The organism is Photorhabdus sp. RM96S (assembly GCF_042879335.1).
In the GTDB taxonomy this organism is placed as follows: Bacteria; Pseudomonadota; Gammaproteobacteria; order Enterobacterales; family Enterobacteriaceae; genus Photorhabdus; species Photorhabdus kayaii.
Map to the genome: position 1 here is coordinate 33,899 of NZ_JBHFKT010000017.1, position 25,917 is coordinate 59,815.

19 protein-coding genes and 1 pseudogene are annotated in these 25,917 nt (G+C 38.7%); 3 read left to right on the forward strand and 17 right to left on the reverse strand.

Annotated features, from left to right (window positions below; translation table 11 throughout):
• Nucleotide 1: 1 nt before the first annotated feature.
• Nucleotides 2-1,132 (reverse strand): acyl-protein synthase, encoded by a 1,131-nt coding sequence (locus ACGF49_RS11880; protein WP_387491101.1) that lies wholly within the window; start codon nucleotides 1,130-1,132, stop codon nucleotides 2-4.
• Between the two features lie 2,303 nt (nucleotides 1,133-3,435).
• Here ACGF49_RS11880 and ACGF49_RS11885 point away from each other — a divergent pair.
• Both ACGF49_RS11885 and ACGF49_RS11890 read left to right on the forward strand, forming a co-directional pair.
• A complete protein-coding gene (locus ACGF49_RS11885; protein WP_387491103.1) occupies nucleotides 3,436-6,312 on the forward strand; it encodes an RHS repeat-associated core domain-containing protein in 2,877 nt (958 codons plus the stop codon).
• Nucleotides 6,313-6,971: 659 nt separating this feature from the next.
• Complete coding sequence (locus tag ACGF49_RS11890; RefSeq protein ID WP_112878032.1) at nucleotides 6,972-7,316, forward strand: hypothetical protein; 345 nt, start codon at nucleotides 6,972-6,974, stop codon at nucleotides 7,314-7,316.
• 509 nt (nucleotides 7,317-7,825) lie between these two features.
• Here ACGF49_RS11890 and ACGF49_RS11895 read toward each other — a convergent pair.
• The 13 genes from ACGF49_RS11895 to ACGF49_RS11955 form a co-directional block, all read right to left on the reverse strand.
• Nucleotides 7,826-8,527, reverse strand: a complete 702-nt coding sequence (locus ACGF49_RS11895; protein WP_113043500.1) for a YafY family protein — start codon at nucleotides 8,525-8,527, stop codon at nucleotides 7,826-7,828.
• A gap of 1,276 nt (nucleotides 8,528-9,803) precedes the next feature.
• On the reverse strand, nucleotides 9,804-10,958 hold the full coding sequence (locus ACGF49_RS11900; protein WP_113043501.1) for a S9 family peptidase: 1,155 nt from the start codon (nucleotides 10,956-10,958) through the stop codon (nucleotides 9,804-9,806).
• A 19-nt stretch (nucleotides 10,959-10,977) separates the two neighbouring features.
• Nucleotides 10,978-12,420, reverse strand: a complete 1,443-nt coding sequence (locus tag ACGF49_RS11905; RefSeq protein ID WP_387491107.1) for an SRPBCC family protein — start codon at nucleotides 12,418-12,420, stop codon at nucleotides 10,978-10,980.
• Nucleotides 12,420-13,967 (reverse strand): class I adenylate-forming enzyme family protein, encoded by a 1,548-nt coding sequence (locus tag ACGF49_RS11910; protein ID WP_113043503.1) that lies wholly within the window; start codon nucleotides 13,965-13,967, stop codon nucleotides 12,420-12,422. The genes ACGF49_RS11905 and ACGF49_RS11910 overlap by 1 nt, the downstream gene beginning before the upstream one ends.
• A gap of 23 nt (nucleotides 13,968-13,990) precedes the next feature.
• Nucleotides 13,991-14,239: an acyl carrier protein gene (locus ACGF49_RS11915; protein WP_113043504.1), complete on the reverse strand. Its 249-nt coding sequence runs from the start codon at nucleotides 14,237-14,239 to the stop codon at nucleotides 13,991-13,993.
• A 34-nt stretch (nucleotides 14,240-14,273) separates the two neighbouring features.
• Nucleotides 14,274-15,389, reverse strand: a complete 1,116-nt coding sequence (locus ACGF49_RS11920) for a beta-ketoacyl synthase N-terminal-like domain-containing protein (protein ID WP_228902909.1) — start codon at nucleotides 15,387-15,389, stop codon at nucleotides 14,274-14,276.
• Nucleotides 15,382-16,668 (reverse strand): beta-ketoacyl-[acyl-carrier-protein] synthase family protein, encoded by a 1,287-nt coding sequence (locus ACGF49_RS11925; protein ID WP_113043506.1) that lies wholly within the window; start codon nucleotides 16,666-16,668, stop codon nucleotides 15,382-15,384. The genes ACGF49_RS11920 and ACGF49_RS11925 overlap by 8 nt, the downstream gene beginning before the upstream one ends.
• 485 nt (nucleotides 16,669-17,153) lie before the next feature.
• Nucleotides 17,154-17,417 (reverse strand): hypothetical protein, encoded by a 264-nt coding sequence (locus tag ACGF49_RS11930; RefSeq protein WP_387491110.1) that lies wholly within the window; start codon nucleotides 17,415-17,417, stop codon nucleotides 17,154-17,156.
• 341 nt (nucleotides 17,418-17,758) lie between these two features.
• Entirely contained in the window at nucleotides 17,759-18,574 is an 816-nt protein-coding gene (locus ACGF49_RS11935; RefSeq protein ID WP_113043507.1) for a cyclase family protein, read from the reverse strand.
• Nucleotides 18,567-19,280 carry a 4'-phosphopantetheinyl transferase superfamily protein gene (locus ACGF49_RS11940; protein WP_113043508.1) on the reverse strand — a complete coding sequence of 238 codons (714 nt, stop codon included), beginning with the start codon at nucleotides 19,278-19,280 and terminating at the stop codon, nucleotides 18,567-18,569. Before ACGF49_RS11940 ends, ACGF49_RS11935 begins: the two co-directional genes overlap by 8 nt.
• A 2-nt stretch (nucleotides 19,281-19,282) precedes the next feature.
• Nucleotides 19,283-20,059 carry an SDR family oxidoreductase gene (locus ACGF49_RS11945; RefSeq protein WP_113043509.1) on the reverse strand — a complete coding sequence of 259 codons (777 nt, stop codon included), beginning with the start codon at nucleotides 20,057-20,059 and terminating at the stop codon, nucleotides 19,283-19,285.
• A gap of 866 nt (nucleotides 20,060-20,925) precedes the next feature.
• Nucleotides 20,926-21,243, reverse strand: coding sequence for a helix-turn-helix domain-containing protein (locus ACGF49_RS11950; protein WP_158536596.1), 318 nt, complete (start codon nucleotides 21,241-21,243; stop codon nucleotides 20,926-20,928).
• Nucleotides 21,244-22,057: 814 nt separating this feature from the next.
• Nucleotides 22,058-22,267 (reverse strand): hypothetical protein, encoded by a 210-nt coding sequence (locus ACGF49_RS11955; protein ID WP_228902929.1) that lies wholly within the window; start codon nucleotides 22,265-22,267, stop codon nucleotides 22,058-22,060.
• On the opposite strand from ACGF49_RS11955, the gene ACGF49_RS11960 reads away from it, so the two are divergent.
• Complete coding sequence (locus ACGF49_RS11960) at nucleotides 22,266-22,748, forward strand: MarR family transcriptional regulator (RefSeq protein ID WP_228902930.1); 483 nt, start codon at nucleotides 22,266-22,268, stop codon at nucleotides 22,746-22,748. The genes ACGF49_RS11955 and ACGF49_RS11960 overlap by 2 nt on opposite strands.
• 70 nt (nucleotides 22,749-22,818) lie before the next feature.
• Here the strand turns inward: ACGF49_RS11960 and ACGF49_RS11965 are convergent.
• From ACGF49_RS11965 to tssL, 3 genes and pseudogenes are all read right to left on the reverse strand, one after another.
• A pseudogene (locus ACGF49_RS11965) lies at nucleotides 22,819-23,301 on the reverse strand (type VI secretion system ATPase TssH); the annotation flags it as partial.
• A gap of 204 nt (nucleotides 23,302-23,505) precedes the next feature.
• On the reverse strand, nucleotides 23,506-25,188 hold the full coding sequence (locus ACGF49_RS11970; protein ID WP_271859596.1) for an OmpA family protein: 1,683 nt from the start codon (nucleotides 25,186-25,188) through the stop codon (nucleotides 23,506-23,508).
• A gap of 16 nt (nucleotides 25,189-25,204) precedes the next feature.
• Nucleotides 25,205-25,849 (reverse strand): type VI secretion system protein TssL, short form, encoded by a 645-nt coding sequence (gene tssL, locus ACGF49_RS11975; RefSeq protein WP_271859597.1) that lies wholly within the window; start codon nucleotides 25,847-25,849, stop codon nucleotides 25,205-25,207.
• Between the last annotated feature and the right edge of the window lie 68 nt (nucleotides 25,850-25,917).

The following is a 25,917-nucleotide window of genomic DNA, read 5'->3' on the forward strand; positions in this document are numbered from 1 at the left end:
TTCAGGACTCCTTTATCAACTCAGAAGCGGTAATCGCACAACTGCGGCTTTTACTGGTACCGGCACGACCTAGTAACTCAAACCAATCGGTAGCTAACTCACAACCACATTCAGCGGCCGGATGCAGCACCGCCAAATCGCTCACCACAATACTGTGTGCCGGGCTGGAAGTGATATAAGGTGATACCAAATGCAGAAAACCTGGCTTACCATAGGGTTGAACCGCCATGTTAGTTGTATCGCGGATACAGGTTCGGGCATAGACCGGCACATGAAAATGGTGATTTCGGCACTCAACATAAGGCACTGGATGCTCCACCGAACCGTAACCATCCCGGCACCGCTCGTCAGGAATACCCAGTTGTTCCCCCAAACGCTGATACAGTAAGGATTTTGGAATAGCTTTATCAGCGTGCGTTTTCCAACCTCCACCTAAAAAGACCAGTGACTCAGGATGCAGCTGCACCGACGGCAACCCCATTTCCTGCATCCGCTCCAGTGTGAACCACAAGAATGCCGGAAAGCCCAAGATACGCACCGGCAGCCCTTGTGCCGCAAATTCTTGTAAGGATCGGATAACGCCAAAAGGATCAAACTCATTGCTTTTTCCGTTGTGGCGCAGTGCATAACAGGCTTGGTTTACCGGTGCATACTTGCACAGATACTGATCGGTATACGCGGTTCCCAACGTAACCGTACCGGCAGGCTCATAACTTAGCAGCAAGTAATTGCAGGGCTGCTGCGGCGTATTCCAACCGTAATACTCGAAAATCCGTTCAACCATATTTTGAGCTGCACGCATACTACGTGCATCGTAACGCATACGGCTCTTTTGGCCGGTTGTCCCGGAAGAAGTCAACTCCAATGCATTCCTACCAGCGGTACTGAGCAACAATTGGCGTTTGAAATAATTAGCGAAAATAGGCGGCAAACGCGACCAATCGTCCAGTTTCTCCAATCTTTCCACTTCCAGATCGTTAGCCTTCAACCACTGAGAATAACCGGGAGTATTTTCACAGTGGTACAGAGTCAATTCACGCATGGCAGCATCAAATAATTGGTCGCAAACGCTATCGACCCGATAAGGATGATCAAGCGCACAAAGGGCATCAACATAAGCAAGAGAGGTCAAAAGTCGTCTCCAGAAATTAAAGAAAAAAGGGTATTTACTGCCCCTAAAATAATAGGTACGTTGTTTCAACCTCCGGCAAATAAATTCCGCCGAAGAAAAAATAATGACATGTTGAATACAACTCCTTAACCAAATAAAAACAGGTCACCGTTCTGATAAAACTAACATTTAATTTTGTTAATTCCTTGTAAGAAAAATAATAAAAACATAACAACTATGATTTAATAAACACTAATGTAATAACAAATTTATATTTAATAACCTTATCGACGAATTTAGACATCATTATTTATACCCGTCATCTTTCAAGTTGCCTCTTTGTTGGCTGCACTCGCTCACCCCGGTCACATCGTTATCTATGCTCCCGAGGATTCTCTCCCTTGCCGTCGCGATGCATCTTGAAATCCATAGGGTATATACCCGTTATCTTTCAAGTTGCCTCTTTGTTGGCTGCACTCACTCACCCCGGTCACATCGTTATCTATGCTCCCGGGGATTCGCTCCCTTGCCGTCGCGATGCATCTTGAAATCCATTGGGTATAGCATGATAATCAACAACGTTACTTCTTTATTCTCGTCAATTTTTCCAACAGGTAAAGTCTCTAAACCTGAAATAAAACCATCAAATTCAAAGTAGTCATCTTATTATTTTCAACGAGAAAGCTATTTCGGGTAAAACATTATATGGTCTATTTCCATTCAATGATGAGCAATTTTCAGAATTATTCACAACAAAATAAGAAAAACAGATTAATGATCTACATTTATATTATCAATATTTATACCCGTCATCTTTCAAGTTGCCTCTTTGTTGGCGGCACTCGCTCACCCCGGTCACATAGTTACCTATGCTCCCGGGGATTCACTCCCTTGCCGTCGCGATGCATCTTGAAATCCATAGGGTATACAATACCTAAAAGTAAGCAATTTATGATATTTCCAATACCAATCAAATTTTTTATCAAAATAAAAACCACCAAAAAGTTAAAAATAAAAAACATATTTCTATACACATGATAGAAATTTGCTTTTATATAATTAATTTACCTACTTTATTAATCATTCATGTTAATATTCCTTTATCAACTATACCCGTCATCTTTCAAGTTGCCTCTTTGTTGGCTGCACTCACTCACCCCGGTCACATCGTTATCTATGCTCCCGGGGACTCGCTCCCTTGCCGTCGCGATGCATCTTGAAATCCATAGGGTATATTATAACTCTTGTGAAGAATAAAATATTTCAATAACAATAAAAATAAGAATTGCCAATAAGCAATATTATATATAATGATATTTCAATAAAAAACAAAAAGTTTTTATTTTGTAAATATCTAAAATATACAAAATATAACACTTAATTTTACCTTAAATTTCCATTTATAATACTAAAAATATAATATTTGTATTTATAATTCACAAAGCCAATATTTCATTTAACAATTTAACCAAGAATCACAATATAATATTATTTATTTTGTTAAAATAACAATAGCAAATTAACTAATATCTAACTCATAATGTATTTAAATATTAACCCATGTAATAATTACATTATTTTCCAAATTTATTGTTTTATCTCATATATAAATTAAATACAAATGAAATATAAATGCAATATAAACCTCATACAAATTGAAATCTGGCTTCTTAATTTTAATTAATTTTTTATTTAAGAAATTCAACAAACAGCCAGATAATAATCACTGAAAGTGTCTTACGATATCGTAATAGGCATTTATTCCAACGCAAGGGACGTACAAATGAAGTTTAAATCAGTGATACTGATTGGAATATCTGCTTAACACAATAATCTGATATATCCGATTTATCTGGCGTCATTAATTGACCCCAGACTAACTAATCCGAGTTTCGTATATGGACGAACATCAAAAATTATTTAGCCAATAAAATAACTCACATTTATAACCAATAACTATACTTCCAGTTAATATTCACCACACGTAACTATATGTTAAATAAGGATAGGTTATTTCTCCTTTTTGACAGAACAGAAAAAACAGCCATAAGCGATAACAAAAGATCCTAACGCTGTTTTCTACAATACTTGTACTCCTCTACTTATACTTGCTACTGTTATTCGGTTGTAGCAGCACCTTTGAGCAGCATACTTCTGAATGAGATTATTCCTACTTATCTCCTGAAATCTTGCATACCGCTGGTATCTCAATAGAAAGGTTATCCTCATTAATGTGGAGAAGCTGAACTTAGCATTCGTTCTCTGCTACGCAGACAAAAAATTATTCAACACTACAATGAGTTAACACCACAAAGAGGGAAATTATGAACAACTTTGACCCCAAAACTTATCAACATACCCCCACTATCACTGTTCACGATAACCGTGGGCTGGATGTCCGTGAAATCCGTTATCACCGAGCTACCGCAGAAAAAAATAGTGATATCCGTATCACCCGTCATCAGTATGATGTTCTCGGACACCTGCACCAAAGTATTGACCCACGCCTGTATGACGCCTGGCAGAAAGATAATTCGGTAAAACCCAATTTTCTCTGGCAGTATGATTTAACGGGCAACGTCCTACGTACAGAGAGTGTCGATGCGGGTAATACTGTCACTCTTCATGATATTGAAAACCGTCTTGTCCTGACTGTAACTGCAACGGGTGTCAAACAGACCCGACAATATGAAGACAACTCTCTGCCCGGTCGTCTGTTATCCGTAACAGAACAAGAGCCAGAGAAAAGGGCATCCCATATCACCGAACGTCTCATCTGGGCTGGAAACACACCGGCAGAAAAAGACCAAAATCTTGCTGGTCAGTGTGTACATCACTACGATACAGCAGGAGCGACTCAACTGAATCGAGTTTCCCTGACCGGAGCGGCTTTATCACAATCCCGTCAGCTACTGGTTGATGGTCAAGAAGCAAATTGGTTAGGGGATGATAAAAAGATCTGGGATAAGAAATTAAGTAGTGATGTATACACCACCGAAAACAAAACGGATGCCACCGGTGCTCTGTTGACACAAACCGATGCCAAAGGAAACATCCAGCATCTGGCCTATAATGTCGCTGGACAATTGAAAGGCAGTCGGCTGACGGTGAAAGGCCAGAGTGAGCAAGTGATCATCAAATCCCTAACCTATTCAGCCGCAGGACAAAAACTACGCGAAGAACACGGTAACGGTATCATCACCGAATATAGTTACGAGCCGGAAACCCAGCGACTGATGAGCATCACAACCCGTCGTTCAAGCGATAGCAAGGCTTTGCAAGACTTACGTTATGAATATGATCCGGTTGGCAACATAATCAGTCTCCGTAACGATGCAGAAGCGACCCGCTTCTGGCGCAATCAGAAAATGGTACCAGAGAATATCTATACCTACGATTCCCTGTATCAGCTTATTAGCGCAACAGGGCGCGAAATGGCGAATATCGGCCAGCAGAATCAGAATCTCCCCTCTACAGCACTGCCTTCCGATAACAACACTTATACCAATTACACCCGTACTTATGCCTATGACCGTGGTGGAAACCTGACCCAAATCCGGCATAGCTCACCCGCGAGCCAAAACAACTACACCACAGATATAACCGTCTCGAACCGCAGCAACCGTGCAGTACTGAATACCTTAACCACTGATCCAACCAAAGTGGATGCATTGTTTCAGGCAGGTGGTCATCAGGAGACATTACTACCGGGACAAAACCTAAACTGGAATGCACGAGGTGAACTACAACAGATGACACCGGTAAAACGGGATAACCACACCGACAGTGGCAGCGACATAGAGTGGTATCTCTATGGCAACGACGGGATGCGGCTGTTAAAAGTCAGTGAACAGCAAATGCAGAATATCCTCCGACAACAACGAGTTGTCTACCTGTCGGGACTGGAACTGCGTACAACCCAAAACGGTGCTACCACAACGGAAGAGTTGCAGATTATTACAGTGGGTGAAGCCGGTCGCGCGCAAGTGCGGGTTCTGCACTGGGAGAGCGGCAAACCAGAAAACATCAACAATAATCAGATACGTTACAGTTACGATAATCTGATTGGTTCCAGCCAACTTGAGCTAGATAACGACGGGCAAATCATCAGTCAAGAGGAGTACTACCCATTTGGCGGTACAGCGCTATGGGCCGCAAGAAACCAGACAGAAGCCAGTTACAAAACGATCCGGTATTCCGGTAAAGAACGGGATGCCACCGGGCTGTATTATTACGGCTATCGGTATTATCAGCCGTGGGTGGGAAGATGGCTAAGTGCGGACCCAGCAGGCACTATCGATGGATTAAATCTCTATTGTATGGTGATGAATAACCCAATTACGCTTGCGGACAATATGGGGCTATCAAGTTTAGACTGGCTTGATCTAGCCATTCCACAAAACAAACCTGATATTTCTCCACTTTTATATAAACAAAATCCAAGAGTTGAGCAGAGATATAAATATTTCACCAAAAGCACCGGTGAAATATTACAAGAAACAAAAAGAAATGAAGAAACGCTCAAACCTATGAAACCAAAAAATAGAGAGCAAAAATCCAGAGATATGAAGTATACAAATGCAAAATTAAAAGGATATGCCGCCCATGCCGGTATTATGGGTCATGGTACCAACAGAGAGCACGATACCTATAAAGATAAATTTTTAAATCTGAGTGGCAGCTTAGGTGCAAAAAATACCTTCCCCGGTGTGCAACTTATCAGCGAAAAAGCGAAGCCCGGTTTCGAACAATACCACCCCAATACACTTCAAACTTCCAAACGTTGGAGGCCAAATATGGATCTTGGCAGCTATCGTGTTGTTAATGAAAAAGAATTTATCGCGGGTATACAAAAAGCGTATAAAGAATCAGGCACTGCATTACACCCACTAGTTGAACAGCGGATCAAAGCACATATTAAGGAAAACAAAAACATTTTACCTAAAATGGCCGGTATTGCGGGCCTGCATGCTGAAGTACAAGCCTTAAATTATATGGTCACGGAACTTGCTAAAAAGGGAGAAAATATATCAAGTCATTTGAGTCAGAGCTACATATTCACACAACGACTCGTTGGTGCAACAAATCAAGACTTCCCTGCTTGTCATAATTGTTCTGGAATATTGTCTGGCATAGAAAATGTCATGACAGGAAGAGTAGAAAATTACAGAAGAATGACACGTAGATACTCTGTAGGGTAATAACTTCATCCTGGGAAAGAATATTAAAAATATTCTTTCCCATTACAGTCTCAGGAGTAGACATATTGATTATGCCATTCCTACCATGTTTGCCACGAATAAAAAACCAAGATAACAAACTGTTAAAAATATATAAAAAGAGAGATAGCCTATTTTATTTCTTCGATATTTTCAATGTACAATTAACCTTCACTTAATATTCATGCAAAATATTCATGATGATATACTTTATATTCTGTATTTTTACGCTAATATAAAAATAAATTATATATAATTTCTGATTACTACTCATAAATGCAATTATTTCATAGGCAAAAAACCATCCAGAATAGTAATAAAACACTGTAACTAACAGATCAATAAAAATCATCCAAACAAAACAATATCAAATAAAAATATATTTATTATGGTTATATTCCTACGGTAATTATTAGTTAGTCTATTGAATTTATCACAATAAAAATAGAAATATACCCTATGGATTTCAAGATGTATCGCGACGGCAAGGGAACGAATCCCCGGGAGCATAGATAACGATGTGACCGGGGTGAGTGAGTGTAGCCAACAAAGAGGCAACTTGAAAGATGACGGGTATATCAGAGAAACTATTGTTATTTCTATAATAATCACCCATTTTATTCATTAACCAGGAGTTGAAGATGAGAGAAACTGAGGAAAAAGAAAAAGGTGAAATGCTTGGAATTAATAATCATTATTTTTTCGTTATTAATCTTACCAATGAAAACTTAATCGGTGATGTGATTTGGAGCAGTTCTGGAAATACGAGCACTCTCAATGTTGATGGGTTACATCCAGCAACCGCTTCACTTATCCAAGAATTCTATCCAGAAAGTTGGAAAAATGATTATTGGCAATGGACGGCAAAAGGGAGAAGATATCAATTAAATTGTTATGACGATGATATCTATGTCGCTGTTGTGATTAGCGATTTTGGCATTAGTGTATTACCCACTGGCACCAGCCCGGATGCATGGAAATGGTAGCTTTTCTTCCACTTCATTATTTATGTAAGAAAAATGCATCATGTGGAAAATATCGATAGCACTCTTACATAAAGACAAGCTCGTAAGTCGACAAAACAAAGATCGTGATGGCATCACGATCTTTGTTTAATCGAATTAAAATCTTACCCTGGGAAAATTCTTGAACTTTATTATCCTCAATCACAAGCTCGCCCTATATTGTTCGTTGCCCCAGATTACCAAATTAAGTGATTTATCCTACCATTCACAATCGGCACTCTAGGGCGGCTTTTTCCTAATAATCGTTCTTGTCCACTCGATCCCTTAAGGGGTCTCGTCCCCAATTTTTAGCAAACAAAACCGAATCTTAGCAAACCCAATAAAATCACTAAATTTTTCGAACCCTCAGCAGAAAGTCCAGATAATCATCAGAATTTACTCTATATTTGCAACTATATACTTAATAGAAAGAACAATTAAACATCTATAGGATAAATACCCATATAAATTACTCATTCGTAATCATTTATTTAGGATAAATTATTATCAGACAATCCTTCTTTCTCACTCCATTTTTTTAGTAATAATATTCTATCTTGTATATATCTTTCAGACAATACTTCTAGTTTCTCTATTTTTCCTACTTGTAACTTAAGAAAATTATGGCTGAATTCACACCAAGAAACTAAAAAGAATTCATTATTGAAAAAGACCGACAGTGGACAGGTCGTCTTCACAGTATGTGCATTATTTAAGTCAAGAAAAGTTATCACTATTTTTGATTTATGGTATATCGCTCTTCTGATATCAGATAACATTAAGTTATTATTTGTAACTTTGCTGTAACCTTCTGTTTTTACAAACATTGGCGAATAATATAGCTGATCACGCTGTTCTTCAGGCAATACTGCGGCAATCTTAGATATAAAGCTATGAGCAGACTTAGACAAAACAACATCATTCTGTTCAATAACCCATTTATTGCCCAAAACTAAGGCATCAATTTCATCCATCGTAAACATTAAAGGAGGTAACATGAAGCCGGGCCGTAATATATAGCCCAAACCGGGTTCACCCTCTATATTTGCTCCCTGACTATTTAATAAAGCAATATCTCGATAAAGCGTGCGCAAGCTTACATTTAAATCACTAGCGAGTAATTTACCACTGACAGGATACCTTCTTTGTCTCAAGTATTGCAATAATACTATAAGTCTTTCGGTTCTTGACATTTCCGTACTCCTCATTTTAATAAAAATCAAATAGGAAAGGCTTTACTGAATAAATAGTATTGAGTTACTAGCCAGTTACCCAATATATACCCGTTATCTTTCAAGTTGCCTCTTTGTTGGCTGCACTCGCTCACCCCGGTCGCATCGTTATCTATGCTCCCGGGGATTCGCTCCCTTGCCGTCGCGATCCATCTTGAAATCCATAGGGTATAGCTATTTATTCTTAATTATCTATCATGGAACAATGTCGAGATTTCTCTATAAAACCATCAACTCGAAATCCTATATTTAATATAGCCATCAATTGTCAGGATTGACGAAAATACTATTGCCGTCTTACATAATTACCAAACTCTGTCAAGAGTAAATGTTCGATTCATTACGCCGAAACAAGGTTGAAGTAAGTGTCGAACATCATACATAGCGTAAATACTTAAAAGTTTAATATACTATTAATTAATACAAAAAATAAAATTCACACTCAACAAGATAACTTATCATAAGTAAACTTACTGCCTATCTCAATAGGGCTATTTTATTTGCCCTTCTTTGCCATAAAGAGCGAACCTGGGCAGTGCTCAAAATCCTCACGTACTACGTGTACGCTCCGGTTTTTCCGCGCTGTCCGTGTTCAAACTGCCTGCAACAATTACGCCCATTGAGATAGGCTCTTACTATGTATTAATGATATAAGAAAACACAAATATTAAAGTCAATTCTCATACTGCCAGTTAATACCTCAGCAGAAAAAGTATGGCCTTATTATTCTGACATATCGCTTCGTAATGCCTGGGAAGATGTTTTGATTTTATTACTAATGTAAAAGAGCCGCGGAACTAAAAGGCATACTCAAATAGGTCTAACCTTAACTTCTGTTGAAAAAATAAATTTCTTTAGACAAGATGAATAATCCTTAGTTTATCTTTAATTTATTTTTAATATCAGATTATTAATGTCAAACGATAATATTACATAAGTACACTATTGCGTTTACTAAAGATAAAAGCAAAACCAATATTTACCCATAACAATACCTCAGTTGATTAATAACTTTATGTTTTAGATTTGATAATTATTTTTTCTGTCAATAATAATCATCCTGGATAATCTAATGAATCTGTGCAAATTTTATATACCCGTCATCTTTCAAGCTGCCTCTTTGTTGGCTGCACTCGCTCACCCCGGTCACATAGTTACCTATGCTCCCGGGGATTCACTCCCTTGCCGTCGCGCTCCATCTTGAAATCCATAGGGTATATACCCGTTATCTTTCAAGTTAGCCTTTTTTATAGCCATTTAGCCAAAATTGCTCACTAACCCAATCTGAAACTTGTATCATATATTCGTTTATTTTATTTAAGCAAACATGAGCCTCTGATTCATAACATAATAACTTATGATTATCACCCCATAATTGATCTAATTTTTTCACTTTATCGATCGGAAATATATCATCTAATTCACCATGAACAGTAAAAACCTTGGTTTTACAAGGTAAAGAGATATCCAGTTTAATTTCGTCAAAAATAGACTGCATACGACTATTATCTTGCATAAATGCAAACTGGAAATCTTCTTTAAGCCTTCTTGGCAACTTATCAAACTCTGCTATTTCAGGCCCACCAGATAAATTGACGATACAACAAAATTTATCGCCAATTCTTTGCGCAACGCGTAGAGCAAAATAACCACCAAAACTAATTCCTAAGAAACAAAGAAGATTACTATTAATTCTGGTATCATCTTCTAATAATTTAACTATAGATCTAACATATAATTCCATATCGATAGCTATTGGCGATTTTCCAAGATTTATTCCCTGTCCTGGTCCATCAAATATAGCTACCGCCATATTTTTCCCTAAGAAAAATTCGGCCAAAGATAATATTTCAATTTCAGTCATTGAATCCAATCCATTGGATAAAATAACACAAGGCAAAGGATGATTCTCTTCTTCTTTATACCCTTTAGGGAATATAAGGAAGAACGGCATATGAAATTTATCGACGACAATATATTGGTGATCAACCAGCAAATCACTATATTTTATACTAGATAAAAAACATGAACGAATATACTCTCTGAGCTGTATCTTTCTACTCCTATCACTAAAATACATAAATTCCGCCCAATGATAACAGGCAGCGGCACTCCTCAAAGCACGAACATGACTGACTTCACTCTTAGCCGAGTTAGCGATATTAATATAGCTATCACCCACTTTTGACCAATTAATCATCCATTCATACCAAAACTCTTCAGAGGATAAGTCTAAATTTCCCACCGGAAAATGACTCAATGCCGCAACAACATCTCCCCAATGAACCTGGGGAGCATATTGAGAATTTAGGAAAAATAGTCTTGGCATAAAATAACCACAAGTAGCAAGAAGTTCTGGCGAAATTCTATTGGGTTTATTTTTATTATTCATCTTATTTTCCTTTGATTTACTAAATACGAGTGTCTAACCACTCTTTGCAGGCAAAAACCATTTTCTCACTATTTTCTGAAATAGCATTTTTTACTATCTCTCGTTGTTTCACTTTATCTTCCGTACCAAATTTAACTGCACATAAATCATGATTTAACTCAACATCATGACTAGAAATAATGAACGAACCACTTCCTTTACTTAATATACGCCATGAGCCACTATGGGACTTTAATACTAAAGGCGGCTCTGGTTGAAAATATTCAATCAATAAATTATCCGCATCACAGAATCGTATACTACGGAAAGTCTCATTTCCATTTGGTGTTGATACTTCCATATTAAATTCTTGATGTTTATCATCATTGTAAATGACTTTTACTAAATCACAATGCGGTAATATCTTGTTCCAGTCATCGATATTTAAAAAGATCTTATAAACATCATCAACTTGGTGAGGAATATAATATCCCGCAGAGAAAGTTAATAAATTTGATTTTTTATGACTTTCTACCTGACTCTTTATACTATCCATCTCCATTCGAGTATTATCATTGATAAATGAGATAATAAAGGAATTAGCCTGGTCATGATTATCAACACCATCAACGATACCACTGACATCTTCTAATAAACCCCAGTTCCTTTGTACTGTTAGAATACAGCGTTGATCATTAATAGGAATGATTTGCCATCTGCCATTCATTGTTTTTAATAATGGCATCGGTGTAGGCATAATATAATCAATCCGGTAAATAGTATCAAAATAATATCGCTGCGTTTGCCAACTTACTGCTTTATTATTTTGTTTTGCTTTGATTTCAACTAATTCTTCATTACCTGATCTCTTTAAAACTTCTGCACCATCACAGAATGAAAAAATATCTGTCCAACAAGAGACATCTTTAACCAAAGTATAAACCTGCTGTGCCGGCGCCTCACATACGACTGAGTGAGTAATCGTTCCTTTTAATACTTTTCCCACTCCCTCTGTTGATTCGACGATATTTTTTATATTATTTAGCTCTTTAACTGAATTAGTATCAATAGCTTTACTCATAAATTGGTGAGCCTGCTCTATTGTTTCAACACCATCAATTAACCCGGCTATTTCAGACTCAAGATCATATAAATGCTCCAACAACAGCACACATTGCTGAGAATTGATTTTAACCACGCGCCATAACGTTTCCATTTCTTTAACTAATGTCATTGAGGGATTCAGTTTTGATTTTATGCTGAATGTTTCTGGATAAAATTTACGATTTGATTCCCATTGCATTAAAATACCGTTAAGTAAAGCTTTGACCTCTATTTTTTCACCCTCTTTATCCCTAAAGAGAGCTTTTACTTCCTGGCAAGGCTCAAATATTTCCGGCCATTTATCAGAATTTAAAATGATTTGATATACATTTTCTACCTGAGCATTACAAATAATTGAATGTGATTCTACATAATTCATTATTGATTCCTCAATGTAAATAGTTTTTTAGGATCGATTGACTTAATTAACTCTGCTTTCAGTATTTTATCATTATGGCTCTTTGGAAAGTATTCATCAGTAACATAGAACCAGTCCGGCCACTTTTCCCGACTTAATTTACGACTTAAAAATGATGAAATAATATCTTCAATTTCAGGTAATGATTTCTTCGATATCTCGCCACTTATACAGGCAACCGGTTGATCAATCGCAACACCATTTTCATGGAAAGAAAAACCAACAACCGTAGCCACATTCACATTGGGTATCCGGGATAAAATAGATTCAATCTCTTCAGGATAAATTCTATGTCCGTTAGCACTCATAAAAGTATTTTGCTTACGTCCTTTTAAAATTAAATAATCCTCTTCATCTATATAACCGAGATCACCCGTGGCAAACCACTCATCAGGAGGCGTTATTTCTCCAGAAAGAACATCATAATATCCTTCCATAATACTTTCACCCCTTATTATAATTTCTCCAATATTATCAGATGAGCCTATAATAGGTTTAACCGCTACCTCCAATGTATTATCAATTTTGCCAACACAATAAATTGAATTGAGATATCTTTTATCACGATGATCTTGCTCATCTACCCAACAGAAAGGACCATAAGTCTCACTTAACCCATATCCCTGCATCCATTCACAGCCAATTAATTGACGCCCTTTTTCCAGTACGCTAGGCGGCATAGCTGCGGCGCCATAAGCAACAACCTGTAAGTCAGAGAGATCGATATTATGTTCTGCGGTTGATTTAATGAATAACTTCATCGACTCTGGGCGTAACATAATATGAGTTATTTTATTGCGAGAAAGATAATCAGGCCATCTCTCTACATTTCTGTCTTCCGGTATAAAAAGTGTTGATTGATGTAATAATGAACCGAAAGAAAAAATCACTCCCGTCGTATTATTCAACAAACCTGACATGAATATTTTAGCATCTTGAGTAAATTTTAATTTCTCTGTCACTGAATAAATTCGTCGACATACTAATGATTCTGAAATACTAATGGCTTTCGGTTTACCTGTACTTCCACTGGTGAACAGGACAATAAAATTAGCAATAGATTGCGGAGAATAAGTTATCATTGGGATTTCCGCGATATCATCACTGACCCGGATCTTATGATCTGAAATATCAATCACATTAATGTTATTTTCTTTTAATCTTCCAACAAAATGTTTATCTTTTTTAAGGTAAACCACAAAATCGTATTGCACTTCATTGGTAAAATTAATCCATTCATCGATTGTCGCTGATGATAAATTATAGGGCATTAATAAATGCAGCCCCATAGCACTAGCCGCAGCTAAAAAGAAAACACCTAATTCATCATGTTCAAATATAACAATGACTTTATTACCTTTTTGAACTCCTCGACTAAGTAAATCATCAATTAAATGGGAAACAGAAGATATTACCTCTTTTCTTGTATAGTGATAATCCTTAGTGATAATACAATCATGATGTAAGTTATCACGCCCTGAATGTAACAACATAGAGATTAGTTTCATTTCTGTTTCCCTTTAATTAGCAGTTAATTTTTATCGTTTAAACTTGATGAGACGAAATCAAGAACCGCTCTTCCTGTCTCCCAATGACTGAATTGACTTTTCGTCACAGAAATACCGAACTCTTTCTCAATCTCTTTTGCCAAGTCAGCTAATTCCGTAGAATCCATATCATAGGCATCAGCAAGGTTTGCATCCATATTGAAATCATCAATATTAATGTTAAGAAAAAGAGACAAAATCGTTTTTATTTTTACTTCTGGATTATTATTCATATATTTTTCCTCGCGTAATTACATATTTTAGAGATTAAATAGCTGAAAAACTCAACGCACATACATGACCTTGGTTACTGAAACGCTGAATTATTATTTGGTTAGCATTTGAAAACTCATTAATTTTATTAGATTGTTGTTCCCCATCCCCATGACTTTCTGACAAGAAGGATGACGCCAGGACTGAATCAATCACGCCACTGACTGAAAATTGATTATTCAAATAAGGCCTCAGATTTATAAATGATGTTTTTATCTCTTTATTTGAGAAAGCCTTACTCGTTATTTCTTTTTCATCATCATATATTCCATCCATAATAAATACAGCATTCTCATTATGGTTGAATAGTTCAGCAGTATATTCTAAGGTATTATTTCTTGTATTTTTATCAGGTGAAAAATAATCAACAAAACCGGTTAATTCACACAATATCGAAGCACCACGCTCTAAAGCGTGTTGTCTCTCTTCCAGCACCAGAAATGCAGCGCCCTCCGAAAAATCTCCTGGCCGTTTTTCGCCAAAAACCTCAGAGTGTCTCTGGTTTGACGCTTTCTCCAGTAAATTTTTAACTAATGGGCTGGAAAGATGTTCCGACGCACCACATAACATCACTTCCGCAACACCATTAGAAATTGCTTCCGCCGCATAGCCTATTGCTTGCATCCCTGCCACATCGGAGGTAGAAAACGTTTTAGATTGCGCACTAAAACCATAAAGCAGTGACAATTGCCCTTGAAGTGCCGCAGGGAACCATGCCGTGGCAACATAAGGTCCCATTCCCTTTATGCCTTCAATATGGAGCGCTTTAACTTCATCCTCAATATGTTGCCATCCACCAAAACAGTTTCCGACATATATTCCAACGCGATTAGGATCAAGCTTATCTACATCCAATCGACTCGCTTTTAATGCCATTTCAACGGCAACGATACCATAAACCGAAAATTCATCAATTTTACGTCTTAAGCGGTTATTGATATATTTCGCGCCATCGAAATCACTCAATGTTCTTATTACAGAACTTGCGGTCGTATTATTTTTCGATTCTTGGCCCAATAACTTCTGAATGACTTTTGATTTTATAGCGGTGACATCATTGCCATCAGGATGTATTGCACCAACACCGGTAACGACAACTCTTTTACGCATTGTCTACTGCCCTCATAACAATAACACTGTGAATACCAGAAAAACCACTTGATAATTTTAACGCGGTCTTAATTGGATATGAGCAACCTTGATTAGGAATATAATCTAAATCGCAATTAGGATCTGGCGTTTGATAATTAATTGTTGGGTGAACATACTGCTTTTCTATTTCAAGACATAATGCTACAGACTCTATCGCATTAGCGGCAGCTAAAGCATGACCTGTCATTGACTTTAATGAGTTAATTGGAATATCAAATGCACTTTCTCCCAAAACAAACTTAATCGCATTTGATTCGTTAATATCATTTTGCGCTGTAGAGCTACCATGAGCACTAATATAATTTACCGTTGATGGCGATATCTGGGCATCCTTCAACGCCATATCAATACACCGTGCCATTGCCATTCCATCCGCGGGTAAGTCAGTCATATGATAAGCATTATTGACGGATGCATACCCTGCTAATTCAGCATAGATGTGTGCTCCACGCTGCTTAGCGTGTTCATAAGACTCTAAAATTAATATTCCACACCCCTCAGCAATCACAAATCCATCCCGCTCAAGGGAAAAAGGGCAAGTCGCTGCTTGCTGATTTTCCAACTCTCTTGATGATAGTGCCCCTAAAGCTTCAAAAGAGCCGATAGAGAGTGGACAAAGTGGCGCTTCACTTGCACCAGCCAGCATAATATCCGCTCTGCCATAACGGATATGCTCCATCGCGATGCCTAATGCATCAAGTCCTGCCGCGCATCCGGTTGATATGTTACTGACGGACATAGACGCACCATATTTTTTCGCAACAGAAGTTGCGGCAGAGCTGAAATCAAAGCTGTCATAATCTTCTGATTTAATTAAATCAGGGTGAATATTCTCTTTACCCCCTTTAGTGATCCTGAGTAAACACTCTTCCATTCCCGCAGCATCGGCAATCGCTGTTGCTATCGCAACACCAAAACGCCGGCCATCAATGTCTGAGGGTTTTAAGTTTGCATCTTGCATTGCCATCTCAGAGGCTTCTAGCGCAAACTCAAGATATTTACGCTCACTTTTCAGAACAAATTCTTTGTTATTGCCATCACTACCGTGAACTTGTCCTATTGCTCCGCTTTTAAAGCCAAATTTTTCTCTTCCCCACTCATATTTACTCACTCCCGATTTCCCGTTATGAATATTGTTCCAAAATTCATTAACGCCAACACCTGTCGGTGCAACAACACCTAGCCCTGTCACCACAACTCTACGTGGTTGAGATTCATTTCTGTTATTTATTATCACAATAATTATCTCGATATAAATAGAATAAACATTTACTCAGGCAAGTTTTATTAATATAAAAGCTACCCATTTTCATTTAAGAAAATCATTATCTGTAAGTAGTGATATTAAACTACTTTATTTATACCCGTCATCTTTCAAGTTGCCTCTTTGTTGGCGGCACTCGCTCACCCCAGTCACATAGTTATCTATGCTCCCGGGGATTCACTCCCTTGCCGTCGCGATGCATCTTGAAATCCATTGGGTATATCTATAAAATCACATTTGTCATATATATTTGATTTTCATCTCCTAACCAAAATTCTTTAAAATAAGCACCAAACCATAACTCTATTTAAATACTTATTTGGTTCTTCACTGTTCTTTCATCTATTTAAACCGCAAGAATAATATGAATACTCCAGTCTAAACCAAACTAAGTTAACTCCCTTCGCTCTGCACATGGATAGAATAATTAAGCTTTTTATTAATATCTCAATTTATTCTTAAAAATCATCCAGAAAGGAGATGACAAATTTATTATCATAGAGCCGACATACCCGCTCACAGTACAATATAGCCAAACAATATAGCCAAGATAGTATATCTTTTGCTAACTTATATCTTATATACCCGTTATCTTTCAAGTTGCCTCTTTGTTGGCTGCACTCACTCACCCCGGTCACATCGTTATCTATGCTCCCGGGGATTCGCTCCCTTGCCGCCGCGATGCATCTTGAAATCCATAAGGTATATATCGCCTTGATCACGGGAATTTACGATCAAACGGCGTATCTACTCACCTCTAGTCATTAATTTACACTGAGATTTATTTTTGTGAATTTAAATCATGCAATGCACAACTTATACCTTAATCCCCTTCTTTTAAATATTTAAGGCATATTGGTCATTAGATTTATACCCGTCATCTTTCAAGTTGCCTCTTTGTTGGCTGCACTCGCTCACCCCGGTCACATAGTTACCTATGCTCCCGGGGATTCACTCCCTTGCCGTCGCGATCCATCTTGAAATCCATAGGGTATAATTGTATGATCTATGAAATTTCTTTTCTGCTCATATTCTCCCCGCCTTACCATATAATTACATATTATTATAATATTGCGACCACTCGACTCCATGAAGCATCTGCTTTCTCTAATTTTATTGGAAAACAGCACACTTTAAATCCATAAGGTTTCGGAATACTGGTTAAATTACAAAGCCGTTCTATCTGTAAATAAGGGTGATCACGCCCGATAAAATGAGACGGCCATAAGCAATCTTTATTCCCCGTTTTTTTATAATCGTTAATCATCTCTATGAATGGCCGATCAAAGCTAAATGCATCTGTCCCAATAATCTTTACCCCTTGCTCTACTAGCCATTGAACAGCACTACTTTCAATCGCTCTATAGTGAGTAAAATAGGATTTTTCCCCCATGAATTTATCAGCTCCGGTATTGATCAGGACAATATCATTTTCTTTTATTTTATAATTAATTTTCTTTAATTGATTTTCTACTGACTGTTTATCAATTGACTGATTATCATGACTAAAATCAAGTAATACACCATGGCTATAAAACCAATCCAAAGGAATATCAGTAATTGTTGCTGGCTGATCTTGTCCTTTATGCCACCCATAGTGATAGGGAGCATCAATATGCGTTCCGGTATGTGTGGTCAATTGATAATACATCAGTGATAATCCCATACCATCAGGAAAATCATTGTGATCAATGATCCACTTTTTGCGTTTGAATAGTTTTATAAAGGCTCTTTTCCACCATGCACTGGTATGGAAATATAAATAACTTTCACCTAATTTATTAGCACCCTCTTTATGATCAACGACTCCCTTGGTTACTTTCTCAGGTTCCCAAAAATCACAATCTATAGGAACACTTAAGTCAATAATATTACTCATCTTTGTTCCTTATAATTTCGGAATAGTTTATTTCCTTGATATTTGGTGTAGAAATTATCTTCTTTTGAGATAAGGCACAAACAAATTTCTGATGATGAATCAATAATGTGCTCGCCTCTAATCCTTTCATATCTTTAACAGAATCAGAGTTATTAGCCAATAATTTCTCATGTAGAGTCGAAGCAAATAATTTAATATATGCTTCAAGCCTAACCCAATAGTATAATGACATTAAGTGATAATAATGTTTAAATCCGGGACTCACTCCTGATAGTTGCTTTAACATTACACCTTTCATATATTCCAACTCCTTATCCTTAATAAAACGTTCAATAATTTCAGAAAATTTTATCTTAGAAGGAGTGACTTCAATATCAACACCTATTTCCCTTGAGCTAAAACCGATGACACAATAGTTTCCTGATGCACTCAGAGAAAAATAATATTTGAAGTCTTGCTCCGTGGATATATAAGGTTTACCGTTATCATTCGTTATGATTTCATAATCAGATAAATATTGATTTAAAACATAACGTAACGCAACCCGTCTAAATATAAATTTTTTTCTTCTATCCGCTAAACAAATTTGGTTATGGCGAACTATATCAGAACGGTGAATTAACTGTTCAATAGAAGCTAAATCAATATCATCGATTTTTATAATCCAAAGATCCAAAAAATCAGATGATAAAGAAATATCGTCCATGATTAGTAATTACCTAATCCACCACACACATTAAGTGCTTGAGCGGTTACAGCCCCGGCGAGAGGGGATGCAAGATAAGCAACCATTTCAGCCACTTCATTAGGTTCAACATATCTTCCGATAGGAACACGCTCTTCTACTCTTCTTTTCGCTTCTGCTACATCAGTGCCCCAAATTTTGGCGTAATGTTCTCTGACACGCTCCGCCATCTCACTCTCAACAAACCCAGGACAAACTGCATTAACTGTAACACCTGAACCATTACGTGCTAATTCAAGCCCCAAGGATTTAGTCAGGCCAACAACACCATGCTTAGAAGCAGAATAAGGCGTACCATGAATAACACCTTGTTTCCCGCCGGTGGAGGCAATATTGATAATTCTGCCACCAGATAACATTAATTTTCTTGTCAAAACTTCATGTATAACAAAATAAGTGCCATTTAAATTAACGTTTATGACATTTTGCCAAGTTTGTGGGCTTATTTCAGCAGTAATACCGCCACCAGCAATGCCAGCACAATTCACAAGTACCGTCAGCTTATTATCTTCAAGCTCCAGTTGGTCAAACGCTTTTTTAACATCTTCGTGATTAGAGACATCACAAACTATTTTCTTTGCAAATTGACTACCATATTTATTGCGTAGTTTGCCAATTGCACTATCAAGACGCTCAGGAGTACGCGATAATAATATTGGTTCAAAACCATCCTCAGATAATCTTTCTGTAATTGCGAAACCAATATCTCCTGTCGCGCCGGTAATAAAGGCATATTTCATCTGAACTATTCCTATCGTTATTTATACCCGTCATCTTTCAAGTTGCCTCTTTGTTGGCTGCACTCGTTCACCCCGGTCACATAGTTACCTATGCTCCCGGGGATTCACTCCCTTGCCGTCGCGATGCATCTTGAAATCCATTGGGTACATATTATTTCTATTCATGGAAAAACACGATTACCTCTAACAAGCATTATTCACAAATTAGTGACAGTTTTTGTCAGCATTTACGAAAAATATTAACCGCTTCACGTAAAAATTAATAATATGCCAGTGTTACATTTGCAAAAACTTATAATACCAGATTGTTTTATAATTTCACTATACAAATTCATCTTTTCTGGCTAATCAGAGAATAAAATAGATGGTCAGCAATAATCACCGTATTTAAAAAAGGTTGAAAACCATGATGTTATGGATTAACCGTTAGGTTATATTTTCATAGAATGGCAATAGAATAGGAGGGGAAAAATACAACATAGAGAAACCTGAAAGCTTTCATCACCCATTACCCAAACAAACTTATACGCCCAATTAACTTCATTGTTGGCACAGAGTGATGACGAGACATATTCCAAGCACACACTCTTACCATCAGTATGTCAAACCGTTTAAAACCGGCGATATGCCAAAGTTAATCACCGGCTGGCTTATGTGACAGTTTAATGTATGTCTGATTCCTCTATAGAATATAACTTTTGGTTATATTAAATATAATCAATAAATATATTACAACAACGTTATTAAAAGGAATTAAATATAAAGATCATAATTTCCCAACGTGCTTTATAAGCATAGTTTAGATCTTAATTTTATAACAAATAATTCGCTTATTAATAAAAATCCTTACCGGATATTTATTATATTCACGCGGATTTTATTATTTTATCTACCGCGACGGTCACCACACCTTCATGATAACTAAATTCGAAATTCCAACCGAGCCGATTTAACATATTGAATAATTTATCAATCGTGTGGTTTTCCAGCTTTCCATTAATGATCTCGCTAATTCTCGCTTGAGTCGTTCCCAAAAGCTCCGCCGCTTTTACCTGACTTAAACCGCGCTCTTGAATCATCTTGCGGATGATTACCATTAATTGAGCGCGAATATGTTTATCATTTGCTTCGTTAGGATTATTGCTGGATGAAGCATAAGGGTTTTTCGTTACTATAAATTCCATCATCTCTACCTTAAAATCAGTACCAAAACCGATAAGAAAACGATATCAAACAGAAATTTATATCAAATTTGATATAAACGCAAGTTATTCTACGTTTTTTTACGATACTCTTCGAGCTGTTTATAACGTCCAGCAGCTGTTTTATAATCCTTTCTAGCCACTCCCTCTGTCTTCTTCTTGAATGTATGCAATATACCCGTCATCTTTCAAGTTGCCTCTTTGTTGGCTGCACTCACCCCGGTCATATAGTTACCTATGCTTCCGGGGATTCGCTCCCTTGCCGTCGCGATACATCTTGAAATCCATTGGGTATAGTCATTCACCAAGTTTATTAAAAAATATCGAATCCACTTCTAATGAAAAAAACAACTCCAGATTTAAAAATAAAGTAAATCACTACATCTTACTTATAGATCTTAAAAATACATTTCTCTCTATAAATTCATAGAAAACATCTTAATCTATTTATTTAAAACAATAAGTCATTCAATTCAATTAAACGTTCCGATTAATTATCCAATTCAAAAAATCCCCCACCGAACTGAATTGTATTTAATAATAGCATCCAACTTCCATCACGGACAACAACTGATATAAAAACCTACTCACCGGTCAGTAATTATCTGTCAAGTTAGAAAGATTGAAATGATCTCTATGCGTTAAACAAGTAAAAAACTATCACTTGATAAAACTCTTTATTCTAATAAGTTATTTACCAGATATTTATTAATTTATGAGATTTTTATTATTTGATTTACAGCAACTGCCACCAAGTTTATCTGATTTAAACTGTATTCTTGAATCATTTTATGGATCACCATCTCTCCTCTGGAATACCCTCCCCCCAACATAACGCGGGAAGGATATTTTCGATGACGTAATGAATCCCACGGATGCAGTCAGGTTTATCTGGATTGTAAAGGACAATACTCGCATGACAAAACTGATGCATAACCTGACGGCGAAATGTCTCGCGGGTATTCGGCGCGTATTCCTTGTTGTAGAACTCTCGCACCCAGTTCATGATGGGGGTGATGCCCAAAAGCGGGTTTTCCGCAGCAGCCCACGCCTTAACTGTAACACCTTTTGAAGATGCATTGAGCAGGCTTCAGTGTGTCCTTGTTGCGAGAAGAACCATTACAAACCCAGAGGGTATTTCATGGGCAGAATATGATACTTTATATTTACTTCAGCAATATCAACCGATGAATCCTACTGAAATTAGTGAAAAACTCGGCTTTACTCGCTCTAAAATGTCTAAGATTCTGAGGTTACTAAAAGATAACGAATTTATTAAACAAGAAACAGGGGAAAACGATAAACGCGAGATGGTCACTAAATTGAGCCCAAAGGGACTAATGTTTTTGCAGCGAGTTGCATCAAATAGGCACAATATGGCTGATATTGTGGAGTCTAATATGTCCAAAGATGAAATAGCTATATTTACAGAACTTTGTCATCGCGCTGCTGATCTTTTATATGCACAAACACTAATTGAGGATTAAGCGCATATTTATCTGTGTCGCTATCCTCAATTTCAGTGATTGATCCATCCGCCGTCAGGCACGCCGCTATCTGTATCTCCGGGCGCTCGTCCGATTGTTGATCCAGCAACGGGCGCAAACGTTGTAGTTGCGTCACATTCAAGTTGAGTAACGGCCAGGTATGATGAATACGCAACCAAGCCGGTTGGCCGCGCAGCACCTGCAAAAGATGCACCGAGCGAATAGATTCATTACCCTCTTCCAGAGAAGCAACACACCAAGCAACCTGTAACAAACTACACAGGTCGCTTGATAACCACGGGCGTTGATTGATGCTATGTGGCAAACGGTTAATTGTAGTCAGCAACGACTGCCATAACGCATCCATATCCCACTCATAACGTCGAGCAATCACCGTAATATCGCCTTCGCCGCCCTCAAGCAGCTTGAGTAACCAGTGTTCCACCGTGATTTCAGCATGTGCCCGTGTCTGGCAAAATGCAGCGGCAGCTTCCAATGCCCGTGCGCAATAGGAGTTTAAGCGGCGCAATAGTGCAGTAAATACGGTATCCATATTAAAGTCCTAGTTGTCATTGAGAGGTTAGGCGGCATTCAACAAACGAGCAGTGTTTCGCCATAGCTATCGCTTAACGAATGCTTACCCGTCGCTTGTTGTTTGAAATGCCCCCATTCTCAGGTAAAAATTTATCTGTCTGACGAGGTTATATCCCGGCCAGTTTTACGTTTAACAAACACTTCATCCGCTGAATGAAAAGAGTTACTTAAAAGAGTTGCCATACCCGCGTATGGCACCCACCCTCGGCGGTATCAGACTGATTTCAACCCTACGATTGACAGCACGCCCCGCTGCGGTTGTGTTGGTAGCGATCGGCCGCGTTGCACCTTCACCTTTTACGACAAAGCAAATCGGCGATACATCACTGGTTTGTAATATCCAATTTCGTACTGCTTTTGCCCGCGCCAGCGACAGTACGCGGTTTTTTGCGGCATCACCGGTTGAATCAGTATGACCTGTTATCACCACCATCCAGCCCGGTTTAGCTTTAATCTCGATCAATGCGTTCACCAGCACTTTGCCCGCTTCTGGCTTAAGACGTGACTGTCCAACGTCAAACAGTGACATGCTGCTCAGGTTCAATGTCTGTGGCAACGGCTTGCCACTCTCCGGTACAGCAGGCGAAGATACCGGTAACACCGCATGGTTGATCACAGCCATCAATGGCGTATAAAGGCGATCACCTAAATAAAGCCCTAACCCTAAACGCACCGGCTCGCCATCACGTTGATATTTTTCCAGCAACGTCGCATCAAGCTTAAGTTGATGGTAAGCCTGCATTTTTGCGTCGCTATCTTTCACGTCAACTACCCGATAATGCTGTAAATCACTGCGTATCTGGCGTAACAGGTGCAAGTTGTTCCAGACACTGGAGGCCAACGCCAGACAAACAAACCCGCTCAGTAGGCCGATGCCCCAGATGACCGCTCGCCGGTACGGTGTATGACCAACATGATGTGGCAACAGGCGTAACATAGCATTGGGAAATGGCGATACATTCACCGCCTCAGCAATACTGTGGCTAATGCGGGGTAAAGTGGTACGGTTGATCAGCCATTTCGTCCATAAGCTGTCTGCCTGTGGCGTTTGTGGCAAAAACGTCAGCGCCATTGCTATCGGGTAACAAGGCCGACTGACCAGCTCCAGGGATTGACATTCGTTCAAGATGTTTTCTACCATCCAACGTTGCCATGCCGCCGCCACAATCGCTTGTTGTAAACGTGTGACGCGTTGCTGTGCATCTCCTTCGGTCAACCAGATATTCATCTCAACAGCAGCGTGTTTTTCTCCCCATACCGTCATTGTCGAGCTATCTGCCTGTAGCTCGAACCACGGGCTGATATCGCCATCAAGATAGCTGGCGATCAATACTGGTGTATGACAAGCGGTCAGTTGAGTAACACGATCAACCTGATAGCGAAGTTCCCTGATCTTTGCCGCCATCACCGCGTGATCCCATTGCTGTTCAGGAAAGAGTGTTAATAACACGCTGATCTGCCTACACCAATCAGGTCTGGCTGCAATAATCGCTTCTACCAGCATGCTCATCTCACTTTGTTTCGGCACACAGATAAAACAGCCCTGTGGCGTGAAGCGTACCGATTCTTCCGCAAACAGGGTTGCCACGCTATCTCCGCAGGTTAGCACCACAGACTGGCGCCACGAAGCAGCAGGTAATGCCGCCATCAAACGGCAAATACTGGCCTGATGGGATATTTCAAGTGTGGTACGTCCCACCCACCACCAGGCAATCAACGTTACCATCAAGATCGCAGCCAACCACAATGCAACTGACACATTCCCTAACGGGAGGAAAAATAGGCATAACAGCGCCGCCAGAACACCAGCTAAAAGCCACAACGCTCGTTTTAATACGCAACTCAATTTGCTCTCCTTAGCCTTACCCAACAGACAAATATTGCTGAAGATAGAGACGCAGACCGCACCACACCAAAGTTACTCCGGCTATGGCCAAGCATCCCCAAAACCACGGAGAGCATGCACGCCAACATTGGCCCTGATGACGGTCTGCATTGACGCGTATCATCTGATGAGGTTGCACCACCGTCACCCCGGCACGATCAGTCAAGATATCCAGTAATGACTGACGTTCCTGAGAAATTTTTTCCAAGTCACCCCCCTGAAAGCCCAATGCCAATACACGCTGGAAACCCGCTAATACCAGCAGAGAGGGTTGTGGTTGATTCAACACTTGACGTATACGTTCAAACAGCCGTTCTCCAGCATGGTTGCTATTGCAAAATAGTGTCTGCAACGGCGTTTTCGACCAAGTTTCATAGCCATTATCCCGCTCAGGGTGTCTGAATATGGTTTCATCCAGCAACGCACACAAGGCATAGATGATGTGAGCCATGTGCTCTTCGCTGATACCACTTGCACTTAATTGCTGTCGTGCCTCTTCTATCAACTCCACCCCTTTTTGATATAACGCCTCACCGTGCACCGATTTATCACCGCTTTTTAGCGCAATGACTAACATTCCAATGTCAAGCATCAGGTCATCAATTGAAATCTCTTTATTCATAGATCCTCCTCAAGGAAATCCCAGGGATGAATCAGCCCCAGATGCGCAATACAGTTGTTGGTCAGTGC